The sequence below is a fragment of the Paractinoplanes polyasparticus genome (assembly GCF_019710575.1).
GTDB lineage: Bacteria > Actinomycetota > Actinomycetes > Mycobacteriales > Micromonosporaceae > Actinoplanes > Actinoplanes polyasparticus.
This window is the reverse complement of record NZ_JAHWFK010000038.1, coordinates 62,190-85,003: the sequence shown is the minus strand read 5'-3', so window position 1 is coordinate 85,003 and position 22,814 is coordinate 62,190. Positions and strand designations below refer to the sequence as shown.

At 70.9% G+C, this 22,814-nt stretch carries 20 protein-coding genes; 13 read left to right on the top strand and 7 right to left on the bottom strand.

What is annotated here, in order from left to right; translation table 11 throughout:
- Nucleotides 1-132 (top strand): CAP domain-containing protein, encoded by a 132-nt coding sequence (locus tag KXC43_RS33350; RefSeq protein WP_308129373.1) that lies wholly within the window; start codon nucleotides 1-3, stop codon nucleotides 130-132.
- A 44-nt stretch (nucleotides 133-176) separates the two neighbouring features.
- Here the strand turns inward: KXC43_RS33350 and KXC43_RS33345 are convergent, their stop codons facing one another.
- Nucleotides 177-1,655, bottom strand: a complete 1,479-nt coding sequence (locus KXC43_RS33345) for a sugar transferase (RefSeq protein WP_221380191.1) — start codon at nucleotides 1,653-1,655, stop codon at nucleotides 177-179.
- Nucleotides 1,656-1,959: 304 nt separating this feature from the next.
- Nucleotides 1,960-2,877, bottom strand: a complete 918-nt coding sequence (rfbA, locus tag KXC43_RS33340) for a glucose-1-phosphate thymidylyltransferase RfbA (RefSeq protein WP_221380190.1) — start codon at nucleotides 2,875-2,877, stop codon at nucleotides 1,960-1,962.
- A 27-nt stretch (nucleotides 2,878-2,904) separates the two neighbouring features.
- Between rfbA and KXC43_RS33335 the strand changes: the two genes are divergently transcribed.
- Both KXC43_RS33335 and KXC43_RS33330 read left to right on the top strand, forming a co-directional pair.
- Nucleotides 2,905-3,366 carry a GDP-mannose 4,6-dehydratase gene (locus KXC43_RS33335; protein WP_221380189.1) on the top strand — a complete coding sequence of 154 codons (462 nt, stop codon included), beginning with the start codon at nucleotides 2,905-2,907 and terminating at the stop codon, nucleotides 3,364-3,366.
- A 139-nt stretch (nucleotides 3,367-3,505) separates the two neighbouring features.
- Nucleotides 3,506-6,676 (top strand): hypothetical protein, encoded by a 3,171-nt coding sequence (locus tag KXC43_RS33330; RefSeq protein WP_221380188.1) that lies wholly within the window; start codon nucleotides 3,506-3,508, stop codon nucleotides 6,674-6,676.
- Here KXC43_RS33330 and KXC43_RS33325 read toward each other — a convergent pair.
- Nucleotides 6,673-7,266: a hypothetical protein gene (locus KXC43_RS33325; protein WP_221380187.1), complete on the bottom strand. Its 594-nt coding sequence runs from the start codon at nucleotides 7,264-7,266 to the stop codon at nucleotides 6,673-6,675. The two genes, KXC43_RS33330 and KXC43_RS33325, sit on opposite strands and share 4 nt — an antisense overlap.
- Nucleotides 7,267-7,466: 200 nt before the next feature.
- Between KXC43_RS33325 and KXC43_RS33320 the strand changes: the two genes are divergently transcribed.
- Together KXC43_RS33320 and KXC43_RS33315 are read left to right on the top strand one after the other, a co-directional pair.
- The gene (locus tag KXC43_RS33320; RefSeq protein ID WP_221380186.1) at nucleotides 7,467-9,800 is read left to right on the top strand and encodes an ATP-dependent Clp protease ATP-binding subunit; all 2,334 of its coding nucleotides are present in this window, start codon (nucleotides 7,467-7,469) and stop codon (nucleotides 9,798-9,800) included.
- A gap of 5 nt (nucleotides 9,801-9,805) precedes the next feature.
- Nucleotides 9,806-11,116 carry a serine hydrolase domain-containing protein gene (locus KXC43_RS33315; protein ID WP_255645276.1) on the top strand — a complete coding sequence of 437 codons (1,311 nt, stop codon included), beginning with the start codon at nucleotides 9,806-9,808 and terminating at the stop codon, nucleotides 11,114-11,116.
- Here KXC43_RS33315 and KXC43_RS33310 read toward each other — a convergent pair whose 3' ends face one another.
- Nucleotides 11,117-12,031: an SDR family NAD(P)-dependent oxidoreductase gene (locus tag KXC43_RS33310; protein ID WP_221380185.1), complete on the bottom strand. Its 915-nt coding sequence runs from the start codon at nucleotides 12,029-12,031 to the stop codon at nucleotides 11,117-11,119.
- A 100-nt stretch (nucleotides 12,032-12,131) separates the two neighbouring features.
- On the opposite strand from KXC43_RS33310, the gene KXC43_RS33305 reads away from it, so the two are divergent.
- From KXC43_RS33305 to KXC43_RS33290, 4 genes are all read left to right on the top strand, one after another.
- Nucleotides 12,132-12,797, top strand: a complete 666-nt coding sequence (locus tag KXC43_RS33305; RefSeq protein ID WP_221380184.1) for a TetR/AcrR family transcriptional regulator — start codon at nucleotides 12,132-12,134, stop codon at nucleotides 12,795-12,797.
- 65 nt (nucleotides 12,798-12,862) lie between these two features.
- Nucleotides 12,863-13,360 carry an NUDIX domain-containing protein gene (locus KXC43_RS33300; RefSeq protein ID WP_221380183.1) on the top strand — a complete coding sequence of 166 codons (498 nt, stop codon included), beginning with the start codon at nucleotides 12,863-12,865 and terminating at the stop codon, nucleotides 13,358-13,360.
- A 208-nt stretch (nucleotides 13,361-13,568) separates the two neighbouring features.
- Nucleotides 13,569-14,135 carry a winged helix-turn-helix domain-containing protein gene (locus KXC43_RS33295; RefSeq protein ID WP_221380182.1) on the top strand — a complete coding sequence of 189 codons (567 nt, stop codon included), beginning with the start codon at nucleotides 13,569-13,571 and terminating at the stop codon, nucleotides 14,133-14,135.
- Complete coding sequence (locus KXC43_RS33290) at nucleotides 14,132-15,391, top strand: MFS transporter (RefSeq protein WP_221380181.1); 1,260 nt, start codon at nucleotides 14,132-14,134, stop codon at nucleotides 15,389-15,391. Before KXC43_RS33295 ends, KXC43_RS33290 begins: the two co-directional genes overlap by 4 nt.
- A gap of 247 nt (nucleotides 15,392-15,638) precedes the next feature.
- Here KXC43_RS33290 and KXC43_RS33285 read toward each other — a convergent pair whose 3' ends face one another.
- Entirely contained in the window at nucleotides 15,639-16,280 is a 642-nt protein-coding gene (locus tag KXC43_RS33285; protein WP_221380180.1) for a response regulator transcription factor, read from the bottom strand.
- Nucleotides 16,271-17,524 (bottom strand): sensor histidine kinase, encoded by a 1,254-nt coding sequence (locus KXC43_RS33280; RefSeq protein WP_221380179.1) that lies wholly within the window; start codon nucleotides 17,522-17,524, stop codon nucleotides 16,271-16,273. The genes KXC43_RS33285 and KXC43_RS33280 overlap by 10 nt, the downstream gene beginning before the upstream one ends.
- 157 nt (nucleotides 17,525-17,681) lie before the next feature.
- Between KXC43_RS33280 and KXC43_RS33275 the strand changes: the two genes are divergently transcribed.
- Genes KXC43_RS33275 through KXC43_RS33265 form a run of 3 tightly spaced genes read left to right on the top strand, consistent with a single transcriptional unit; the run spans nucleotide 17,682 to nucleotide 21,077 of the window.
- A complete protein-coding gene (locus KXC43_RS33275; RefSeq protein ID WP_221380178.1) occupies nucleotides 17,682-18,605 on the top strand; it encodes an ABC transporter ATP-binding protein in 924 nt (307 codons plus the stop codon).
- Nucleotides 18,602-19,405 carry an ABC transporter permease subunit gene (locus tag KXC43_RS33270; protein WP_221380177.1) on the top strand — a complete coding sequence of 268 codons (804 nt, stop codon included), beginning with the start codon at nucleotides 18,602-18,604 and terminating at the stop codon, nucleotides 19,403-19,405. Before KXC43_RS33275 ends, KXC43_RS33270 begins: the two co-directional genes overlap by 4 nt.
- Before the next feature lie 13 nt (nucleotides 19,406-19,418).
- Entirely contained in the window at nucleotides 19,419-21,077 is a 1,659-nt protein-coding gene (locus KXC43_RS33265) for an alpha/beta fold hydrolase (protein WP_221380176.1), read from the top strand.
- On the opposite strand, the gene KXC43_RS33260 is transcribed toward KXC43_RS33265, so the two are convergent.
- Complete coding sequence (locus tag KXC43_RS33260; RefSeq protein ID WP_221380175.1) at nucleotides 21,070-21,849, bottom strand: SDR family oxidoreductase; 780 nt, start codon at nucleotides 21,847-21,849, stop codon at nucleotides 21,070-21,072. The genes KXC43_RS33265 and KXC43_RS33260 overlap by 8 nt on opposite strands.
- Nucleotides 21,850-22,036: 187 nt before the next feature.
- Between KXC43_RS33260 and KXC43_RS33255 the strand changes: the two genes are divergently transcribed.
- The gene (locus KXC43_RS33255) at nucleotides 22,037-22,648 is read left to right on the top strand and encodes a TetR/AcrR family transcriptional regulator (protein WP_221380174.1); all 612 of its coding nucleotides are present in this window, start codon (nucleotides 22,037-22,039) and stop codon (nucleotides 22,646-22,648) included.
- Nucleotides 22,649-22,814 lie beyond the last annotated feature (166 nt).

Below are 22,814 nucleotides of genomic sequence, written 5' to 3'. Positions count from 1 at the left end.
GTGGTCAACGCGTGGATGGCCAGCCCGGGCCACCGCGCCAACATCCTCAACTGCAAGGCGATCGCGGTCGGCGTCGGTGTCGCCTACGCGTCCAACGGCCTGCCCTACTTCACCCAGAACTTCGGCTACTGATTCTCCGCAGGGGCTTCACCCACAACGGGTGAGGCCCCTGCTTTTCAGTACGCGCCCGAGCTGCGGGCGACCGCGCTCACGGTCCGAGCCAGGATGGCCAGATCCATGGAGAGCGACCAGTTCTCGACGTAGGTCAGATCGAGCCGGATGGACTCCTCCCACGACAGGTCGGACCGGCCCGAGACCTGCCACAGCCCGGTCAGCCCGGGCTTGACCACGAGCCGCCGCAGCATGTCGGACGGGTAGCCGGCCACCTCCTTGGCCAGCGGCGGCCGCGGGCCGACGAGCGACATGTCGCCCTTCAGCACGTTCACCAGCTGCGGCAGCTCGTCGAGCGAGAACCGGCGCAGCCAGCGGCCGACCGGCGTGACCCGCGGATCCTTGCGCATCTTGAAGAGCTCGCCGTCGGTGTCGTTGAGGTTGCGCAGCTCGATGAGCCGGGCCTCGGCGTTGACCACCATCGTGCGGAACTTGTAGAGCGTGAACAGCTTGCCGTCCTTGCCGACCCGCTCCTGCCGGAAGACGGCGGGGCCGCGGCCGCCGGGCCCGAACATCACCAGCGCGGCCACGACGCAGAGCACCGGGAAACTGAGGGCCAGCAACCCGAAGGCGCCGATCCGGTCGAAGGCGGCCTTGACCAGCCGGGCGCTGCCCTTGAGACGCGGATGCTCGACGTGCAGCATGGGCAGGCCGTCGACCGGCCGGATCGTGGTGCGGTCGCCCGCGACGTCGATCAGGGTGCTGGCCACGATGAGGTCGATGTCGTCGCGCTCGAGCTGCCACGCGAGGCGCCGCAACGCGGAACCGTCGATCTCGGGGCACGAGAGCACGACCACGGTGTCGGCCTCAGCCCGCGCCACCGCGGCTGCGACGCCGTCGAAGGCGCCGAAGATGGGCGGCAGGCCGAGGGTGAAGCCGTCGCGGACCCGCCCCGGTGGCAGGCAGGCGCCGATGACGTCGAGACCGTGGTGGCGCTCGCGGCTGAGCCGCCGGGTCATGTCGGCGACGGCCCGTTCGTGCCCGACCAGGATCACCCGGTGCAGCTGCGCGCCGCGGGCCCAGCGCCGGTGCAGCTGCTGGCGGTAGACGTATCGGACGGCGAGGCTCACCGCGAGGGCGAGCGGAATCGCGATAACGATGTAACCGCGCGCCAAACGGAGGTTGAATGTGAACGAAATAATGGCCAGACCGGCGGTCAGGGCCAATCCGGAACGAAACACGCGGGCGTACTCGTCGGTACCGACGAACAGGTGGCGGGGCTCATATGCGCGGTTGAGGCCGAGGCACGTCAGCCAGGCCAGCGGAATTATGAACGTCAATAACAAATAATCACGGGCGAAGGGGTCCCGGTTCGGTGCGCCGAACCTCAGCAGCAGGGCCGAGACGGCCGCGCCGAGACCGACCATGAAGTCGAGGGCGTACAGGGTCAGCACGTACCGGCGCTGCCAGCCGGATCGGGTGCGTCCCGCCGCTGGAAGGTTGCTGAGCTGGGGTTTCCGGTCTCTGAGGTCAAGGGTCGACATCGCATCGACTGTCCGCACTCGGCGCCTCCGTCATCGACAACCGTAAATCCGCATGCCGGACGGGAGTCGGCTCGGCAGGCCGGCCCCCGTGGCGCGCGGTAACGCGCCGGACACACAAGGGAAAGACTGCTGAAGGGTCACCGGTCCGCGCTACGCCTTTCCGTGCGAGACCTGTGCCGGTTCGGATGAGGGCGGTTCAGAAACGGTGTCCAAAGTGGTCAGAATGGACCTTCGTCATTCTCGGCGCGCATCGCCGTGCACCGCCACAGAATTGCGCCGGACATAGCAACCGGGGAACCGGTGGTCAATAGTCCGATGAGGATGTCTCGATGTCCTGAACCCGACTGACCGGACGCGGGCCGCTTTGCAGAATCCGGAGCAGGTAATCGCCGTAGCCGCTCTTCAGCAGCGGCCCGGCCAGCGCGCGCACCTCGTCGTCGGAGATGAACCCCAACCGCCAGGCCGCCTCCTCGACACAGCCGATCTTCAGGCCCTGCCGCTCCTCGATGACCCGCACGTATTCCGACGCCTGCACCATGGACTGGAACGTTCCGGTGTCCAGCCACACCGTGCCCCGCTCGAGGACGGTCACGTCGAGCCGGCCCTGGCGCCGGTACTCCTCGTTGACCGCGGTGATCTCCAGTTCGCCTCGGGCGCTGGGCTGCAGCTTGTCGGCGATGGCGACCACGTCCGCGTCGTAGAAGTACAGGCCCGGCACCACGTACGTGCTCTTCGGCTTCTCCGGCTTCTCCTCGATCGAGACCACCCGGCCGTCGCCGTCGAACTCCACGACGCCGTACCGCTCGGGATCGGACACCGGGGTGGCGAAGATTCGGCCCCCGGCGGGCGCGCGGAAGCGGGCCAGCTGCCGGCCCAGGCCGACGCCGTGGAAGATGTTGTCGCCCAGGATCAGCGCGACCGGTTCGTCGCCGATGAAGTCGGCGCCGATCCGGAAGGCCTGCGCGATGCCGTTCGGCTCCGGCTGTTCCGCGTACGACAGCGAGAGCCCGAAGCTGCTGCCGTCGCCCAGCAGACGCCGGAACTGGGGCTGGTCCTCGGGCGTGGTGATGACCAGGATCTCGCGGATCCCGGCCGACACCAGGGTGGTCAGCGGGTAGTAGACCATCGGCTTGTCGAAGATGGGCATGAGTTGCTTCGACGTCGCGATGGTAAGGGGCCAGAGTCGCGAGCCGGTTCCCCCGGCGAGCAGAATTCCGCGCACCAGCGCAGGTTACGCAGCGCAGCCACCGTGTCTACACTCGCCAGACGTGCACATGTGGGTCGGTCGATTGCGGGGGCGATTCCCTTCGTACGCACAAATGTTCTCGGCACCCAGGTTCTGCTCGATGCGGCCCGGGATGCGGGGACTTCTCGGTTTGTGCACGTCTCCGACCACTGCCGCGGCATCCAGCTGGTGCTCGAGAAGGGCCGGGCCGGCGAGGTCTACAACATCGGCGGCGGCACCGAACTGAGCAACCGCGACCTGACCGGCCGCCTGCTCGAGGCGTGCGGCGCCGGCTGGGACATGGTGCGTCCGGTGGCCGACCGCAAGGGCCACGACCGGCGCTACTCGCTGGACATCACCAAAATCAGCGAAGAGCTCGGGTACGCCCCGCAGACCGGCCTCGACGAAGGCCTGGCGGCCACGGTGGCCTGCTACCGCGACAACCGGTCGTGGTGGGAGCCGCTGAAGGCGCGCGAGGTCGCCTGACGCCCAGGGCCGTCGGTCGTTCGGACGACCTCATGGTCGTCAGGCGGTCTTTTCCCGGGACCGTTCGGCGCATCCGGGTCACGGGCGCCCTCTCTAGGATCGAATTTTGCGGTCGGGCCAGGGGAGTGTGAGGGCAGTCGTGGCGGAGTCGGTGCAGCCCGCCCGCGACCCGTCGCTCGACACCGAGTTCGAGCTCGGGTGGCGGCTGGGCGATCAGGCGGTCCTGCTGGTCGGCGCGCAGCACGCCGTGCACGTGTCGCCGGCGGGGGAGCGGCGGCTCCTGCTTCCCGGCGCGCACGTTCAAGACCCTTCCCGCGTACGTCTGAGGGCCCTCGCTGCCCGCTTCGGTCTCCCGCCTTCGGCTGGTCTGGTGGCCGCAGCGGCCCCGGAGGCTGTGACCGAGGGCGCGCTGTGGGCCGATGTCGAGCAGCTGACGTGGTGGTCGACCCGACCGGCAACAGACAGCTCCGTCGACCCCGAGGCCGCCGCCGAGTTGCCTTCGATCGCCGGACCGTCCGTCGACCCCGCGGCCGCCGGCTCGCTTTCGATGGCTGGAACGGCCGTCGGCAGTGAGGACGACTTCGCCGATCTGCTCGCTGAGCTGCGGGCTGCCCACCCCGTTCCCGTGCCGCCCGCCGTCGCCGCTGTCTCGTTGACCGTGGTGCGCTGGATCGACCGCCAGTTCCATTACCGCGAGCTGTGGCACGACGGCGACGGTGGCTCGATGCCGGCCGGGTCGCAGCCGGTGGAGTGGGCCGCCGCCCAGCACGAACCGGTCGCCGGCGGGCGGGCAGTGGCCACCGGGCAGGCCGGTCCGGTGCGCATCGAGGTGGACGGGCTGCACCGTTCGTACCTGTGCCGGCTGAGCGACGGGTCCCGTACGGCGCAATGGTTCGTGCCCGGATTGCCGGGCGCCACGCCGCGGGCCGAGGACCAGCTCGCCCACCGCGCCGAGGACCCCGGCCGCGTGCTGGTGCGGCATCCCTGGCGGGCCACGAGCTCCCGGCTCGACTTCAGCACCCCGGTCCGCGGCACCGAGGTCAAGCGCCAGGTGTGGAAGCTGCCCCCGATCCTGCTGGCCGGCGGGACCGGCGAGCCGATGGTCAACGCGCTCTCCGGGGACGCCCTCCGGGAGGAGCTGCGCGAGGTGGACGTGGTCGCCGACGACCACCTGCTCGCCGCGCTCACCGCCCTCGACCGTCCGCTCGAGGCCGTGGCCCTGGCGGACTGCCTCGAGATCGAGGAGACGTGGCAGTCCCCGCACGGCAGCACCTCGCGGGCCTACCTGATCGCCCCCGGCTCACCGCTGAACAAGCCGGAGGGCCGGACCCCGCTCGCCCCCGACGCGCCCCTGTCGATCAGGCTGCCCAGCGGCGAGGTCCTCCACCGAGACGTCTCGGTCGACAGCCTCGGTCATTTCTTCGACATCAGCCGCGCAACCGGCTGCCCGGCCTGCGGCAGCGTCTACGGGCCGTGCTGCCGCGAGGTGGCCCGGCTCTTCGCGTGCACGACGTGCGACCGTCCGGCCTGCGCAGCGTGCCGCAACGGCGCCGAGGTGCCGCCGGCCCGGTGCGCCCGGTGCGGCGACGAGTCCTGCGGCGCCTGCTCCCGGGCGCTCGCGGTGGAACCCTGCCGGATCTGCGAGCGGGACATGTGCCGCTCCTGCCGCGAAGATTCGGTCTGCCTCACCTGCCGGTCCGCGGCCCCCGGTTCGGCCGGCGACCTTCCCGAGGAGCTGGGCGCGCACGGCCTGACCGCGCTGACCGCCACCGACGACGGCGGCACGGTCGTACGGCTGGCCGGGCCCCACCGCCGCGAGGTGGTGCTGCTGAACGGCTCGGCCATCGTGCGCTGGACGAGCGCGACCGACGACCCTCTGCTGCCGCTGCGGATCGCCGCGGCCCGCCTGGTCGGCGCCGGCGACGTGGACGTCCACGCCCTGCCCGAGCAGCACTGCCCGCCCGCGCCCCGCGACTGGCTCACGGTCGACCGCACCACCGGGACGACCCTGCACTGGGCGGTCATGGTCGGCGACACCCGTGCGGCGGGCACCTTCGATCCGCCATCGGCCAACGACGGCGGCACGCCGGATTCCGCCCTCCGCGCGGAATTGGCGGCGGCGCTGCCGGTCGAGCGGACGCCGTCCCCGGGCGGCCCGGCGGGAGAACCCGTGGACGCCGAACCGGCGGCGGCCCGGCTCGTGGCCTGCCGCATGCGGACGGAAGACCTGGTCGCGGTGGACGCGCGCGGTCTCGTACACCGGACCGCTTCCGGCCCCACCACCTCGGAGACGGTCGCCGAGTGGGAGGCGCCCGAAGGAACTGTGTGGTGGGCCGAGGCCGACTGGAACCCCCAGCCCGAGGTGGTCGCGCGAACCCGGCTCGGCGAGTGGGAGGCGGTGCTGGCCCGGGTCGGCGCCCACGCGCTGCTGGGCCTGCGGCACGACGCCCAGGACCCGGTGTGGCACGAGATCTCGGCCGAGCCCGGCGACCTGACCCGCGCCTTGGTCGGCGCGGCCCTCGTCGCACCCGGCGTCACCGCCACGGTCACCGCACTGACCACCGCCGACGACTTCACCGGCATCACCATCGCCGGCGCGTCCCGAATGCAAAGGCGTCTCTGGTACGTCGGAGTGGTGCAGCCGCCGCAGGCCGAGTCGGTGCCACCCGCCCGCGCCCAGGCCGCGGTCGCCCCCGGCGAACCGGGCGCCGCCCCCTCAGCGACGGCCGACCTGCCCGAGCCGCTGATCGCCGAGCTGAGCAAGCGCCTGGCGGCCCACCCGACCAGACAGGCCCACGTCGCGATCGGCCTGGAGGTCGAGGAGGTCTGGTCGCTGCCCGACGGCCCCCAGCTCCAGATCACGTACGAGGTGAAAGCCGGCGAGCTGGAGGGCCACGTGCCGGACGCGGTCACCGGAGACCCGCTGACCGAGGCCTACGTGTGCCGCAGCCACCACCTGGCCGCGAGCGTCCGAACCTGCGCGACCTGCCTGACCAGCACCTGCCGCGCCTGCGAGGACGGCGTGGCCCCGTGCCCCCTCTGCGGCGGCCCGGTCTGCCGCCGCTGCACCGCAACCCCCGACGGCCGCTGCCGCGCGTGCGCGAGCGTGGCCCGAATCAGCGCGCTCTCCCGATCCCGCTACGGCGCCGGCCGAGGCGACGCCGTCTGGCACGGCGAGGCCCCCAACGTCCAGGTGACGATCCGCCGCCTCCACGACGAGTGGACCCTGGAACGCCAGGACCACGAGGGCACCGTGACTTTCCCCCTCACCGAGCCCGCCCTGACGCACGTCCGCACCCTGCTGCCCTAGACCACCAGCAAGGCGTCGAGGGTTCGGCGGGCGGCCGGGAGGGCGCTGCGCAGACTCACCGTGCGCAGCTCGCGGCCGAGCAGCCGGGCCGCGTCGCGGATGCGGGGGTCGGCGTTGAGGTCGCCGGCGGTGAGGGCGGCCTCGATGCGGTTCCACAGGTGCCAGGTGTCGTCGTCGAGGAGCAGGCGGGCGGCCTGGTCGAGGGCTCCGCAGGTGATGTCGACGGCGGCCTCCTCGCCCAGGTCGGCCACCCACGACAGTTCCTCGGGGGCCGGCTTCAGGGCCGGCGCCTCGTGTTCGACCGTCGCGTAGAGCATGGCCAGCACCGTGCGCAGGCGCGGCTCGCCGGTCTTGAAGCGGGTGGCCAGGTGGGCCGCGCGACCCAGGGGCAGGTCGACCGCCTCGCGGGTGTCGCGGACCCGGGCGTGGAACGGGCGCTGTTCGCGCTGGGCGAACACCACCGGGCGCCGGCCCTCGGCGAGCATCCGGGCGGCGACCGAATAAGGCACTCCGAGCTGGGCGGCGAGAGCCCGTACGGCGCGGCGGCGGGCGCGGTCGGGGACGGGGTGTCGGTGCTTCGTTCCGGTCATCGCGGGCCTCCCTGAACGCCATCGTAGGACGGCCGGCGTTATGGTGAGGGGGCAGCGCGCCTGCACGAGCGTTGCGCGGCTCCCCACGCGGGCCGCGTGATCACGCCAAGAGGCTTCGACTCAGCGCATCTCACCCGTCGCGCGATGACACGCGTCTATCGGTGAGGTGCGTGGGCCCTCGCCGCGAGGACGTGATTGTCGTGTTCGAACGATTCACCGACCGTGCCCGCCGAGTGGTCGTCCTGGCTCAGGAAGAGGCCCGGCTGCTCAACCACAGCTACATCGGCACCGAGCATCTGCTGCTGGGACTGCTGCGCGAGGGCGAGGGCCTGGCCGCGCGGGCGCTCGGCAGCCAGGGGGTCACCCTTTCCGCCGTACGGGAAAAGGTCGAGGACAAGGTTGGCCTGGGCGCCTCCTCGCCGGGCGGGCACATCCCGTTCACTCCGCGCGCCAAGAAGGTGCTCGAATTGGCGTTGCGCGAGTCCCTGCAGCTCGGCCACAACTACATCGGCGCCGAGCACCTCCTGCTCGGGCTGATCCGCGAGGGCGAGGGTGTCGCGATGCAGGTGCTGGGGGCAGACCCTTCCCGCGTACGCGAACAAGTGCTCACCCTGCTGTCGGCCTCAGCCTCGGCCGAACCCGAGCCGGTGTCGCCGGCCGCCTCGACGCTGCTCGACCAGTTCGGCGAGAACCTGACCGGCCGCGCCCGCGAAGGCAGGCTCGATCCGGTCGTCGGCCGCGAGCACGAGATCGACCGCGTCCTGGTCGTGCTGTCGTGCCGGACCAAGAACAATCCGGTGCTGCTGGGCGAGCCCGGCGTGGGCAAGACCGCGGTCGTCGACGGCCTGGCCCAGCGCATCGTCCGCGGCGAGGTGCCGGATTCGCTGCGGGACAAGCAGGTCTACACGCTCGACATCAGCTCGCTGGTCGCCGGCTCCCGTTATCGCGGCGACTTCGAGGAGCGGCTCAAGAAGGTGGTCAGGGAGTGCCGCACCCGCGGTGACATCATCCTGTTCATCGATGAGATCCACCAGCTCGTGGGTGCGGGCGCGGCCGAGGGCGCGATCGACGCAGCCAGCATCCTCAAGCCGATGCTGGCCCGCGGCGAGCTGCAGACCATCGGGGCCACGACCACCACCGAGTACCGCAAGTACTTCGAGAAGGACGCGGCCCTGGCCCGCCGCTTCCAGGCGGTGTCGATCGAGGAGCCCACGAACGCCGAGACGATCGAGATTCTCAAGGGCCTGCGCGACAAGTACGAGGCCCACCACCGCGTCTCCTACAGTGACGAGGCCCTGGTCACGGCGGTGACGCTGGCTGACCGGTACGTCCCCGACCGGTTCCTGCCGGACAAGGCGATCGACCTGATCGACGAGGCCGGCGCCCGCTCGCGGATCCGCCGGCTGACCGAGCCCGGCCGGAACGCCGAGCTGGCCGGCCTGCGCCGCGCCAAGGAGTCCGCGATCGACGCCCAGGACTTCGAACGGGCGGCCCACCTGCGCGACCAGGAGAAGCAAGCGGGCAGCGACGGTCTCATCGAGATCGGCCGCGACCACATCGCCGAAGTGCTGGCAACGTGGACCGGGGTGCCGGTGCATCGGCTGACCGAGCAGGAGGCGACCCGGCTGCTCGGCATGGAGGACGAACTGCACAAGCGGGTCGTCGGCCAGGACGCGGCGGTGGCCGCGGTTTCGCGCGCCCTCCGGCGTACGCGGGCCGGGTTGAAAGATCCTCGGCGGCCCTCAGGAAGTTTCATCTTCGCGGGCCCGAGCGGCGTCGGAAAGACCTCCCTGGCCCGGGCGCTGGCCGAGTTCCTGTTCGGCTCGGAGGACGCGCTCATCCAGCTGGACATGTCGGAGTTCCAGGAGACCCACACGATCTCCCGGCTCGTCGGCGCGCCTCCCGGCTACGTGGGCCACGACGACGGCGGCCAGCTGACCGAGAAGGTGCGGCGCAAGCCGTTCTCGGTGGTGCTGTTCGACGAGATCGAGAAGGCCCACCCGGACGTCTTCAACGCGCTGCTGCAGATCCTCGAGGACGGCCGCCTGACCGACGGCCAGGGCCGCGTGGTCGATTTCAAGAACACGATCATCATCCTGACCAGCAACCTGGGCACCGGCCGGGCGGCGGCGGTCGGCTTCGGCAGCCGCCGCGAGCACCGGGTGACCGAGGCGCTGACCGAGCACTTCCGCCCCGAGTTCCTCAACCGCATCGACGAGACGATCGTCTTCCCGCAGCTGAGCCAGGACGAGGTGCTGCGCATCGTGGACGTGATGATGGCCCGGGTCTCGTCCCAGTTGCGGGCCAAGGACATCACGGCCGAGCTGACCGCGGCCGCCCGCGAGTATCTGGCCCGCCGGGGCTTCGATCCGGCGATGGGCGCGCGGCCGTTGCGTCGCACCATCCAGCGCGAGGTCGAGGACGCCCTGGCCGAACGGATCCTGGTCGACACCCTGCGCCCCGGTGACCGCGTGGTCATCGACGCCGGCGACGACGGGCTATCCTTCCGAAAACTTCTGGAGGTCGTGCACTGAAAGCTTTGCTGCCCCGGTCGAAGGGTTCGGTGGCCGCGTTGTTCGACCGTCTGGACGAGCAGGGCGTCGAATGCCATTCCCTCATGGTCGTGCACCACCGTCACGTCGTGGCCGAGGGCTGGTGGGCGCCCTATTCGGCCGACCGCCCCCACCTGCTTTACTCGCTGACCAAGTCGTTCACCTCGATCGCCGTGGGCCTGGCGATCGCGGACGGCCTGCTCGCGCTGGATGACCGGGTGGTGGACGTGTTGCCCGACCATGTTCCGGCCGGCCTGCCGGAGCAGGGCCGCCGCATCACCGTCCACCACCTGCTCTCCATGACAGCCGGCCACGACACCGACAGCCTCACCGAGGCGTGGCAGCACGAACCGGACGATCTGGTGAAGGGTTTCCTCCGCGTGCCGTTCGCGCACGCGGAGGGAACCCGCCACACCTACGACAACGCGACGACGTACGTGCTGGCCCGGATGGTCGAACGGGTCACCGGCCGGGGACTGCCGGAGTTCCTCGACGACCGCCTCTTCCACCCGATGGGCATCGAGCACGCCGAATGGGACAGGGTGGCGAGCGGCGCCGCCTTCGGCTTTCACGGCCTGCACCTGACGACCGAGGCCGTCGCCGCCTTCGGCGAACTGCTGCTGCGCGGCGGCCGCTGGGGCGACCGGCAACTCGTCCCACCTGAATGGGTGCGGCTGGCGACGAGCCGCCACATCGATACTTTCCCGGCCGAGGTCGGAGCGGGTGGCGCCGACTACACACAGGGCTACGGCTACCAGTTCTGGATCTCCCGCCACGGCTTCCACGGCGACGGCGCCTTCGGCCAGTTGTGCGTGGTCGTCCCGTCCCACGACCTGGTGGTCGCCACGACCGGCGCCCACCACCAGGCGCAGGCCGTGCTCGACGCGATCTGGGACTGTCTGCTGCCCGGCTTGGACGCTACGCCCGACAACCGATCGCTGGCCCTCGCTCCCGGCGGTCCCGTCGCGAGCCCGGCTCTGCCCGACGGAACCAAGGCCGTCGTCGAGCCGATTTCCCGCGGGTGGCTGGTCCACATCGGAGATTCCCTCACCATCGAGGTCGGCCACGGCGAATGGCGCGAAAGCTCCCCGCTCGGCCGCCCCGTCGTCGCTGCCGGCGCCTGGCAGGGCGACACGTTCGTCGCCGACCTCTGTGTCATCACCACCCCGCACCGGGTCCGGCTGGTCGTCGACGCCGACGGCACAGCCACCGCGACGTGGAACATCGACCCCCTGACCACCCGCGATCTCACCCTGCACCTGCGCTCGCCCCTGATGACCCGCCCCGACGTCGCGTAGTCACGCCGCGGCGGCGACCTGGCCCACGGGGAAACGGACGCCGGTCAGGTCCTCCGAGACGGCCCAGAGCCGTTGCTGCACGGTCACGTCGTACGAATCGGGGCTGGACGTGACCAGCTTCGGGTTGCCGCGCGCCTCGGCCAGGCCGTCGGGACCGTAGTACTGCCCGCCCAGTACGGACGGGTCGGTGGCGGCGCGCAGGGTGGGCAGCGCGCCCGCCGCCGCGGGCTGCGCGAGCAGCGGGGTGAGCCAGCTGAACGATCGGCGGAAAATCGCCGGGGCGTTGCGGACCAGTTCGGTGCTGGAGATGCCAGGGTGTGCGGCCACTGCGGCAGTGGTGCCGTGCGGGGCGAGCCGCCGCTGCAGCTCGTAGGTGAACATGAGGTTGGCGAGCTTCGACTGGCCGTAGGCGGCGGCCCGGCCGTACGACCGCTCCCACTGCAGATCGTCGAAGTGGATGTCGGCCCGGATGCGGTGGCCGGTGCTGCTGACCGTCACCACCCGCGAGCCGGGCACCGGCAGCAGCAGGTCGAGCAGCAGCCCGGTGAGCGCGAAGTGGCCCAGGTGGTTCGTACCGAACTGCATCTCGAAGCCGTCGCGGGTGTTCTGCTTCGGGGTGTACATCACGCCGGCGTTGTTGATCAGCAGGTCGATCCGCGGGTGGCTGGCGTGCAGCCCGGCCGCGGCGGCCCGCACCGATTCCAGCGAGGTCAGATCCAGCTCCCGTACGGAGACATCGCCGTTCATCCGGGCGGCGGCCTGCTTGCCCTTAGCCGTGTCGCGCACGGCCAGCACCACCGAGGCTCCGTGTTCGGCGAGCTGCCGGGCCGTCTCGAAGCCCAGCCCCGTGTTGGCGCCGGTGACCACGGCCACCCGGCCGTCCTGGCGCGGAATCTGCTGCTCGGTCCACTTCATCGCGTTCTCCCCAATGTACCGCCGGTAAGTTATGTCTGAACGCTAATGTACCGCCGGTACGCTGTCAAGAGACCGCCGGTACCTAAGCTAAGGTGGGATCATGACGTTCCAGCGGGCCCGCAGTGAGGAGCAGCGCGAAGCCCGGCGCCAGGCGATCCTGCAGACGACTTCGGCGATGCTCGACGAGATGCCGGTGGCCGAGGTGACCCTGAACGAGCTGAGCCGGCGGGTCGGCCTGGCCAAGACGGCGGTGCTGCGCTATTTCGAGTCCCGCGAGGCGGTGCTGCTCGACCTGATGGACGACCGGACCAAGACCTGGCTGGCCGAGCTGGAACCGGAGCTGATCCGAAGCGTCGATGGGGCCCGGTCCGCCGTGGAACGGGGAGAGCAGCTGGCCGACGTGCTCAGCCGCTCACTCGCCGCCCAGACGGTGCTCTGCGACCTCTACGGCGCGCAGGGCGGGGTGCTCGAGCACAACGTCTCGGTCGAGGTGGTCCGCCGGCACAAGCGGGCCTCGCTGGCCAACCTCGCGGTGATGGCCGGCCTCATCCGGCAGCACCTGCCCGAGGTGGGCGACCAGGCCGAGCTCTTCTGCCTGAACGTCCTGATCGTGGGGGGCGCGCTGTCCGCCTACACCTCGCCGCCGCCGAGCCTGGTCGCCGTCTACGAGTCCGAGCCGGCGCTCGCCGTCCACCGCATCGACCTGCGCACAGCCCTGCGACTCGCCATCAGCACGTCGCTCGTGGGCCTGCTGCCGCGCCCCTGAGCCCGAAGCACGGCGGCGTCCCCGGCCGATGGCCGATCGGTCGCTCCAGATCTAGCATGTTCTCCATGGGCGACGTCAAGGCCGATGAGTTACCCGAGCTGACGTTCGCACTCCCGACCATCCCGGCCTCGGCCGGCGCTCTGGTCCGTGCTCGCAACGACCGACTACTCATCCTGAAGCCGACGTACAAGGGCGGCTGGACGATCCCGGGCGGGATTGTCGAGATCGGCGAGTCACCCTGGGACGCATGTCGCCGCGAAACCAGGGAGGAATGCGGCATCGACGTCACCACGGGGCGGCTCAAGTGCGTTGACTTCCGCCGGCCACGGCATGACCGGCCGGGTGGTATGCGCTTCCTTTTCGACTGCGGCGTCTTCGACGACGACGTCTTGGACACGGTGGTCCTCCAGCCGGTCGAGATTGCCGAAAGCAGGATCCTGCCGATCGACGCGGCGCTGCCCTTGCTCAGCGGACCCGTCCGGCGTCGGGTTCGCGCCGCCTGGAAAACAAAGCGGGTGCGCTATCTGGAGGACGGCCGCACGGTGCAGGGGGTCGGCCCTTAGCGGTCGAGAACTGACGACCGCGCATCGGGGACTCGATGCACCGGGGCGGCCCCGATGGTTACGTTGCCGTCGGCCGGTCTGCCCGAGCGGCGCGGCCCGGACAGCCGGTGACGCCCCCGGTGCCGAAACGGGCGATCTGAAAGAGTCTTGCAGGTTTCCCGGGACGCGCCTACGATCTGAAAACGTCTTTCAGATCTAGGGAGTTGCCGTGCCGGAGCGTCGACCCAGCTTTGCCGATCCTGCTGTCCTCGACGCGCTGGCGCATCCGGTCCGCCTCGACGTCCTCGGCTATCTGATGTCGGCCGGCCCCGCCACTGCCTCCGCCTGTGCGCGTGCCGTCGGGGACACCCCGTCGAACTGCAGCTATCACCTCCGGGTGCTCGCCGCGCACGGGCTGGTCGAGCCGGACGACTCCGGTGACGGGCGGTCGCGACCGTGGCGCACCACCCTTACCGGGTTCACGGTCGACAACACCGGCGAGGGCGCGGCCGGGGCGACCGCGGTGCTGGCGGCCGCGATCGAACTCGACCACCACCTGGCCCGCGAATACCTGCGTCGTCGCGCCGAGTTCCCGCGGCACTGGCGAGAGCAGGAACCGCACGCCTCCTACGGCCTCGCGGTGTCGCCCGAAGAGCTGATCGACGTGCTGCAGCGCATCGATGCGGTGGTCCGCCCCTATCTGCACCCCACCCGCGAGGACGCCCCGGCCGACGCCGAGCACGTGCACCTCTCGCTCATGGCCCTCCCACGTCCGGGTTTCGGGCGGCGGACGTGACCGCGCCGGGCCCGGCCGACCGGCGTCGTCCGGCGTCCGCCATGGCCGTGCCGGCCTTCCGCCGCCTGTGGATCGCCGGGATGGTCTCCGACGCCGGCGACTGGCTCATGTTCATCGCGCTGCCGCTCGTCGTCCTGCGGCTCACCGGGTCGCCCCTCGGCACCTCGATGGCCTTCATGCTCGCCCTGGCCCCGCCCGTCCTCCTCGCCCCGCTCGCCGGCCGCCTCGTCGACCGGCTTCCACGCCGTACGGTCATGGTCGCCGCGACACTGGCCCAGGCCGTGTCGCTGCTGCCGCTGCTCGTGGTGCGCGATCGCTCCGACCTGCCGCTGCTCTTCGGCGTCATCGTCGCCCAGGCCACGTTCGCCACCTTCTTCGAGCCCGCGAAGAACGCCCTGCTGCCCGCACTCGTCGGACCCGAACGCGCGATGTCGGCCAACGCGCTGGTCGGGCTGAACAACGATCTCGGACGCATCGTGGGCGGCCCGCTCGGCGGCGTGCTCCTCGCGGTGGTCGGGCTGAGCGGGGTCGCGCTCGTCGACGTCGCGACGTACCTGATCGCCGCGGCGCTGGTCGCGACCCTGCCCCGCGATCGAGCCGGAAGGGCGCCGGCCCGGTCCGGCCGGATCCTCCGCGCGCTGGTCGACCCGGCGATCCGCGCGCCGCTCACGGTCGCGTTCGTCGCCGCCGTCGCCCAGGGCTTGTTCGTGGTGCTGTTCGTCTTCTTCGTCACCGATGTCATCAACGGCTCCGAGGCGGACGTCGGCCTGCTGCGCGGGGTCCAGGCCATCGGTGCGATCGCGGCCGGCGCCCTGCTGGGCGTGCTCGGTGCCCGTCTCGACGTGGTGCGCCTGACGATTCTCGGAGCCGTCGGCTTCGCCGCGATCACCGCCCTGTCGTGGAACCTGTCCTTCGCCACGCACGCCGTGATCGCGTACGGGATCCTCTTCGCCATCGTCGGCGCGCCCGGCGTGCTCCTCGGCGCCGGCCTGACCAGCCTGCTGCAGCGCTCCTCGGCCGACGACCGGCGCGGCCGCACCTTCGCGGCGTTCGGTCTGGTGCAGGCGGCCGGCCAGGCCGTGGGCCTGCTCATGGCCGGCCTGCTGCAGGGCATCACGGGCACGCTGCCGCTCCTCGAGGTCCAGGCGGCCACCTATGCGCTGGCCGCCGTACTGGCCCTTCTGCTCCTGCCGCGACGGCTCCCCGGAACTCACGACAACGCGCGGGAGCTCGCGACGGCCGGTAACAGCTCGTGACGGTCGGCGGCAGCCGGAGGCGGCTCATGACGGTCCGCGGCCACTCGCGGCGGCTCACGACCGGTCGTGACGGCCCGCCGGCGGGCTTGGCGCGCGGGGATCGCCGTTTGCGCCACCTACGCCGCGATCGGCATGTTCCCCGTTGGCCCTCGCGTTTCACGGATCGTTCTGTGGAGGCGATCTCGGCTGATCCAGCGGGTTCCCCGTGTACCGGCGGCGCGAGTGTGCCGGCATTCATGATCACGGTTCAGGTACCGAGGTATTTGAGCACGGCCAGCACGCGGCGGTGGTCGGTGTCGGTGGGTGGAAGGTCGAGTTTGGCGAAGATGTTGGTGACGTATTTCTCGACGGCGCTGTGGCTGACGTCGAGTACCTCGGTGACGCCGGTGTTGGAGCGGCCCTCCGCCATGAGCTGGAGCACCGCACGCTCGCGGGCGGTGAGCCGCTGCATCGGGTTTTCGGTTCGGCGTACCAGCAACTGGGCGACGACCTCCGGGTCGAGTGCGGTGCCGCCGGCTGCGATCCGGCGCAGGGCGTCGAGGAAGTCGGAGACGTGCGCGACCCGATCTTTGAGCAGGTAGCCGACACCGCTGGTGCCGAGGGACAGCAGATCGGTGGCGTAACGCTCCTCGGCGTACTGCGACAGGACGCACACGGCGATCGAGGGGTGCTGCCGGCGGATGACGAGCGCGGCGCGGATGCCCTCGTCGGTGTGGGTCGGTGGCATCCGCACGTCGATGACTGCGACGTCGGGCCGGTGCTCGTCGACGGCGGTGAGCAGTTGCTGGGCGTCGGGGACCGCGGCGACGACCTCGAAGCCGCCGTCGTTGAGTAGCTTGGTGAGGCCGGCCCGTAGCAGGACTGAATCCTCGGCGAGGACTACGCGCATGGGATGGCCAGGGTAACGGTTGTCGGGCCACCGGAAGGGCTCACCACGGTCAGATTGCCGTCGACAGCTGCGGCCCGCTGCTGCAGTCCACGTAGGCCGGTGCCGATGCTGTCGATGGCGGCCCCGCCGCGGCCGTTGTCGATCACGGTCACGACGAGCCGGTCGCCGATCCGCTCGGCGACGACCTCGGCCCGGCTCGCCTGCGCGTGCTTGGCGACGTTGGCCAGTGCCTCGGAAACGGCGAAGTAGGCGATGGCCTCGGTGCTCGGTGAGCACCGGGGAGCGAGGGCGACCCGCAGCTCGACCGGCAGGGGAGCCCGGGCGGCGATGCCGGAGAGCGCGGCGTCGAGGCCGCGGTCGTCGAGGACGGCTGGGTGCAGGCCGCGGACGAAGTCGCGCAGTTCGGTCAGCGCGGCGGTGGCGTCGTCGTGCGCCGCGGCGAGGACCTCCAGGATCTCCGGCGATTCGTCGGTGAACGCGGCGCGGGCCATGCCGAGGTTCAGGGCGAGCGAGACGAGCCGCTGCTGTACGCCGTCGTGCAGGTCCCGCTCGATCCTGCGCCGTTCGGTGTCGGCCGCCTCTACCAGGTCGGCTCGGCTCTGGGCCAGCGACGCCACTCGTTCCGCGAGCCTCTCGGCGCGGCCGGGGCCGAGCATGCGCCGGGCCATTGCGGTGTCGGTGGCGGCGAATCCGTGTGCGGCCCACGGCGCGGCGAGGAGCAGGGCCCCGGCCCCGCCGAACCAGCCGGCATGGCCGGCGCCGGACGCCTGGTGCTCCCACAACGCCGTCAGCGGCAGCGCCGCCCAGCAGAGCAGGACCAAGGCCCCACCGGCTCCGCAGACCAGCGGGGCGAGCAGGTGATAGGCGAACTGACGCCAGGTCGACGTGGCCGTCCACGGACGCAGCAGGCGATGTCGGCCGGTGCCCGGGTCGTGCCGCGGCCCGGCGATCACGACGCCGAGCAGGGCCCGGAACCGTTCCCGCTGCAGGGCGCTGAAGAACCGCACGAACGGCAGCAGCACGAGCGGCCCGAACGCGACGACACCGAGGTAGAGCACCGGAAGCAGCGGGTGGCCCGTCGGCCCTTCGATGAGGCTGAGCAACGCCCCCCACCAGGCCACCACGACGAGCCAGATCACCAGGCCCGTGGTGACGCCCAGGAGCATCGCGGCGACTGCGTGGAAAGTCGTCCGCCAGGTCCGCGGCGCCATCAGGGGGCCGAACAGTCGTAGCCCTGCCTTCATGACCTTCACGGTAGGCAGCCGGACGCAAGTCGGCCATGAGGCAAACTCGCCCGCCGGGGTGTGGAAAACCCCACCATCGTCCGGCTGGCCACCCCAGTTACACCATCGCTGCGCGCTGGCACCGTCCTCGACAACGGACGAACGAGGGAGCACAGCGGTGATCGAGGCACGCGGGTTGACAAAGCGGTACGGCGACAAGCTCGCCGTCGACGGGCTGACGTTCACCGTCAATCCCGGGCTGGTGACCGGATTCCTGGGCCCGAACGGTGCGGGGAAGTCCACCACGATGCGGATGATCCTGGGCCTGGACTCGCCGACGAGCGGTTCGGTGCTGGTCAACGGCCGGCCGTACCGATCCCACAGCGCGCCGCTGCGGGAGGTCGGGGCGCTGCTGGAGGCACGGTCGATCCATCCGGGGCGCAGCGCCTACAACCACCTGCTGGCGCTCGCCCGCACGAGCGGCATCCACCGGTCGCGGGTCGACGAGGTGATCGACGCGGTCGGACTGACCGGTGCGGCACGGCGGCGGGCCGGGAAGTTCTCGCTCGGCATGGGCCAGCGGCTCGGCATCGCCACGGCGCTGCTCGGCGACCCGCGCACGGTGATCCTGGACGAGCCGCTCAACGGGCTGGACACGGAGGGCATCCGCTGGGTCCGGGCGTTGCTCCGCAGCCTCGCCGCCGAGGGCCGCACCGTGTTCGTGTCCTCGCACCTGATGAACGAGATGGCACTCGCCGCACAACACCTCATCGTGGTCGGCGCAGGCCGGCTGATCGCCGACACCAGCGTCACGGAGTTCGTCCGGCTGTACGGCCGCAGCGTGGTGAGGGTCCGGACCACCGAACCCGCCCGGCTCACCGCCCGGCTGGACTCTCCCGACGTCGAGGTGACCGCCGACGGTGCCGGGGCGTTGACCGTGGCCGGGCTGACCACCGACCAGATCGGCGCCGCCGCCGGTACGGCCGGCATCACTCTGCTCGAACTCACGGCCCAGCCGGCCTCGCTCGAGGAGGCCTTCATCGACCTGACCCACGACGCGGTCGAACACCACCCGACCATCACCGCCGGAGCGTCGTCATGACCGTCGTCCGCCTTCCCGCGTACGCCGCCGAACAGCACGTCAGCCAGGTCAGGGTCATCCGTTCGGAATGGACGAAACTCCGGTCGCTACCGTCCACGATCTGGTGCTTGCCGGCCACCGTCGTCCTCGTCGTCGGCGTCGGCGCCGGCTACGCCACGCTGCGCGTCGCCCGCCCTCCCACAGACCTGTCCGCGTTCGACGCCACCGCGATCAGTCTCGCCGGGGTGCAGCTGGCCCAGTTCGCGGTCGGGGTGCTCGGTGCGCTGTTCGTCAGCGGTGAGTACGCCACCGGCTCGATCCGGGTCAGCTTGACCGCCGTCCCGGCCCGGCTACCGCTGCTGTGGGGCAAGGCGATCGCGTTGGGTGTCGCCACGCTGCTGTCTGCCGTACCAGCCGTGCTAGTGGCATTTCTGGTGGGCCAGCGGATCCTCGCCGGTCGGCACCTGAACGTCGGCCTGGACGCGCCGGGTGTGGCGCGGGCGGTGCTCGGCGGCGCGCTGTTCCTGACCGCGGTGGGGCTGCTGGGGCTGGGGCTGGGCGCCTTGTTGCGGAACACCGCGGCTGGGGTCTCGGCGCTGTTCGGGCTGCTGCTCGGACCGCAGCTGGTGCTCGGGCTGATGCCGGAATCGGTGTCCGATGCCGCTTATCGCTACCTGCCGGCCCCGGCCGGCGCGGCCGTCAGCGCCGTTCACCAGGATGCGCTGTCGCTCAGCCCGTGGTCGGGCCTGGGCCTGCTCTGCCTCTACACCGCCGTTGTCCTCGGCCTGGCCGGGTGGATGCTGCACCGCCGTGACGTCTGAGGGAGCACCGCCGATGCGTTGGATCACCGTTCTTGTCGCCGCCCTGAGCACCACTGTCGCTGGATTCGCCGCCGCCGCCGCCACCACCACGGCGGACACCACACCGCCCATCGCCTGGAAGTCCTGCCGGCTCGGCTCCGACGACCACGAAGGCCGAACCCTCGACGAGGCCGGTGTGCGGTGCGCTGACATCCGGGTTCCGTTGGACTACAGCCGGCCCCGCGGCCGCAGCATCACGATCGCCATCGCCCGCAGCAAGGCCACCGACACCACGCGCTACGCCGGGCCCCTGCTGATCAACTTGGGCGGCCCGGCCAATCCGGTGCTCGCCACGGTGCCGGCCGCACGCGAGGCGATGGGGGCCACCGGCGCCATGTTCGACATCATCGGCATGGACGTGCGCTTCTCGGGCCGCAGCACGCCCCTCGACTGCGGGTGGCCGGCCAGCTGGCTGCCGCGATCTGCCGGTAGCGACCGGGAAAGCTTCGACCGCATGGTCGCCCTCGCCCAGAACCTCGCCGGCCGGTGCGCCCGCACCAACGCCGCCCTGCTGGCCCACGCCACCACCGCCGACGCCGCCCGCGACATGGACACCGTCCGGGCCGCACTCGGCGCACCGACACTGTCGTTCCTCGGCTACTCGCAGGGCAGCTACCTCGGCGCGCAGTACATCCAGCAGTTCCCGCAGCACGCCGGGCGCATCGTCCTCGACAGTGCCATCGACCCCGACCGTCCGGGCGTCACCGTCCTCAGGGACCGCATCAGCGCCCAACGCCGCGAAGCCGCCCTGCGCAAGTGGGCCGCCCGCACCGCCGCCCACGACGACCTGCTGCACCTCGGTGATACACCCGAGCAGGTCCTCGCCACGGTCCATCGGGTCTATCGCGCCGCCGCCCGCCGGCCGCTGCACATCGGCTCGTACCTGGTCGATGACACTGTGCTCCCCGGCATCATCGCCAACCTGCTCGTCGACGACCACGAGGACACCGCCCTGGAGCTGGCGGCCACCATCCGGGTCTTCGTCCGGGCGGCCGACACCGGCCGCGCCGAGCCGACCGAGGCGCTCGACGCCGGCCTGGCCGGGCAGCTGACCGGCGCACAGTCCGCGCAGCGCAGTGCCTCCACCGCCACGCAGTGCGGCGACGCCCCGGTATCCCGCGACGTCGAGACGTACTGGCGTGACGTCCAGGCTGCCCGGGCGACCGCACCGCTCTTCGGGCCGGTGGGCGCCACCATCACACCATGCGCGTTCTGGAAGGCTCCGGTACGGCGACCGGCCCTGATCCGCAACGGCGTGCCGGCCCTGGTCGTGCAGGCTGCCGGTGACGTCAACGCCGTCCTCGAGATGGGCCAGGCCATGCACAAGGACCTCCGGGCCTCCCGCATGATCACGTTGTCGGGCGCCCGCGACCACGGCGTCTACCTGTTCCGCGGTTCCACCTGCGTCGACACTGCCGTCAACGGCTACCTCAACACCGGTCGCCTTCCGGCCACCGACGTGACCTGCGCCGACGGGTGGTCGGAGGGCAGGGTCACCGCGGGACGTCTTCGCGGTCAGCCACCACGGCCGGGGATTCTTACGGAACTTCGTGCCATCCGCCAGGAACGAGACCTTCTCCGGCGGCGCGCCCAGGGATCGTTCACGCCGCTGATCGAACTCCCCGTCAGATGACGGGGAGTTCGCCGCCGTCGACGACCAGGGTCGCTCCGGTGACCCACTGTGCCCGGTCCGACACGAGGTAGGCGACGGCCTCGGCGATGTCGCGTGGGTCGCCGAGGCGGCCCAGCGGCACGCCCGCCGAGACGTCGGCGAGCGAGACGCCGATCCCGTCGGCGAGGTTCTGGCGGATCAGGTCGGCGCCAGGGGAGAGCACGTTGCCGGGGATGATCGTGGTGACGCGGATCCCGGCGGGCCCGAGCTCGTGAGCGAGCGCCTTGCCGTAGGTGTTGAGCGCGGCCTTGGCGGCGCCGTAGTGGGCCAGCGGCGCCGCGGGTGTGAGCGCCTGGCCGGTTGAGATGTTGACGATCGCGCCGCCCGTCCCGGCTTCTCGCAGCGCCGGCAGCAGCGCGTTGGTGACCCGTACGGCGGAAAGGTAGTTGAGGTTGAGAGCGTCGAGCCATTCCTCATCGGGGATGGAGGAGATGCCGCCGAGGTGGGCACGGGCCGCACCCGCGTTGTTGACCACTATGTCGACGCCGCCGAGTTCGTTGAGCGCCGCCGCGGCGAAAGCCTGTACGCCCGCGAGCGTGCTGATGTCTCCTTCGACGAAGGTGGCGGCCTTCGGCGTCTCATCGGTGGCGGTGCGAGCTGTGGTGACGACGGCCGCACCGCCGTCGAGCAGCCGTTGCGCGATGGCCGCGCCGATCCCGCGACTACCTCCCGTGACGACCGCACGCTTGCCGGCGAATTCGGTGGCATCTGGTGAAGCAAGGGTCTTGAACATTCGTCATCCTCGTAGTCGATGTTTTGATGTCGTCCGACATTAAAATAATGATGTCGTCCGACATCATTGAGTGTCAAGGCGGCATGCAGGCTCGGGGGCCTCTTTGATGTTGAGTAACATCACAACGGGGAGAGGCCTACCTCGACCCACCCGCAACGGGTGCCGTCGTGTCGAGGAGGTGGCCGAGGTGCCACGCATCACCCAAGGGCAGAAGAAGCTCAACCGCGAAAAGATCGTGAGAGCAGCCAGCGAAGGCTTCAAACTCCACGGCGTCGATGGCATCGGCATCCAGGAGCTGATGAAGGCGGCCGGCATGACGAACGGAGGGTTCTACAACCACTTCTCCTCGAAGGAAGACCTTGCCCTCGAGGTCTACCGGCAGGGCTTCACCGACTCACTCGCCGTCCTCGCCGCCATCCGCAAGGCGCATCCCCGCTCCGCCCGAGCAGCCCTGGACGACATGGTCGACGGATTCGTGACAGCCGCCCACCGCGATCACCCCGAAACCGGGTGCCCCTCGGCCGCCCTGGCAGTCGACGCCGGACGCCACGGCGCCGCGCCTCAGACCGAGTACCGGCGCGGGCTCGAGGAATACATCAGCGGAATCACCGAAATGATCCTCGAACGCGCACACCAAGCCGGCGCCGAACCAACCGCGGCAGAAGCCCGCGAACAGGCGGTGGCGCTGTTCTCCCAGATGGTCGGCGCGCTGATCGTCTCCCGCGCCGTCGCCGAAGCCGACCCCGCACTGTCCGACGAGATCCTGACAGCCAACCGCAGACAACTCAAAAAGCGGTAAAGGGTCAGCCCCAGGCAGATGGACTACACGCGGCGCAGACGCCGGCTTAACTGTCGGCACTATCGCCCGGACAGACACCGACCGGTCACCGGAACAAGGACGCAAGCCGCCTCCCAGGCTGCCAGCATGTCTACGGGCGGTACTGCTTCCACCCGCAATGCGCCAC

What these genes read in the sequence shown, in the direction of transcription:
- KXC43_RS33270 (WP_221380177.1), top strand. Translation starts at nt 18,602, where the DNA reads ATGACCGTCGTCCGCCTTCCCGCGTACGCCGCCGAACAGCACGTCAGC.
- KXC43_RS33310 (WP_221380185.1), bottom strand. Translation starts at nt 12,031, where the DNA reads ATGAAGTGGACCGAGCAGCAGATTCCGCGCCAGGACGGCCGGGTGGCC.
- KXC43_RS33345 (WP_221380191.1), bottom strand. Translation starts at nt 1,655, where the DNA reads ATGTCGACCCTTGACCTCAGAGACCGGAAACCCCAGCTCAGCAACCTT.
- KXC43_RS33300 (WP_221380183.1), top strand. Translation starts at nt 12,863, where the DNA reads ATGGGCGACGTCAAGGCCGATGAGTTACCCGAGCTGACGTTCGCACTC.
- KXC43_RS33285 (WP_221380180.1), bottom strand. Translation starts at nt 16,280, where the DNA reads ATGCGCGTAGTCCTCGCCGAGGATTCAGTCCTGCTACGGGCCGGCCTC.
- KXC43_RS33325 (WP_221380187.1), bottom strand. Translation starts at nt 7,266, where the DNA reads ATGACCGGAACGAAGCACCGACACCCCGTCCCCGACCGCGCCCGCCGC.
- KXC43_RS33280 (WP_221380179.1), bottom strand. Translation starts at nt 17,524, where the DNA reads ATGAAGGCAGGGCTACGACTGTTCGGCCCCCTGATGGCGCCGCGGACC.
- KXC43_RS33265 (WP_221380176.1), top strand. Translation starts at nt 19,419, where the DNA reads ATGCGTTGGATCACCGTTCTTGTCGCCGCCCTGAGCACCACTGTCGCT.
- KXC43_RS33260 (WP_221380175.1), bottom strand. Translation starts at nt 21,849, where the DNA reads ATGTTCAAGACCCTTGCTTCACCAGATGCCACCGAATTCGCCGGCAAG.
- KXC43_RS33305 (WP_221380184.1), top strand. Translation starts at nt 12,132, where the DNA reads ATGACGTTCCAGCGGGCCCGCAGTGAGGAGCAGCGCGAAGCCCGGCGC.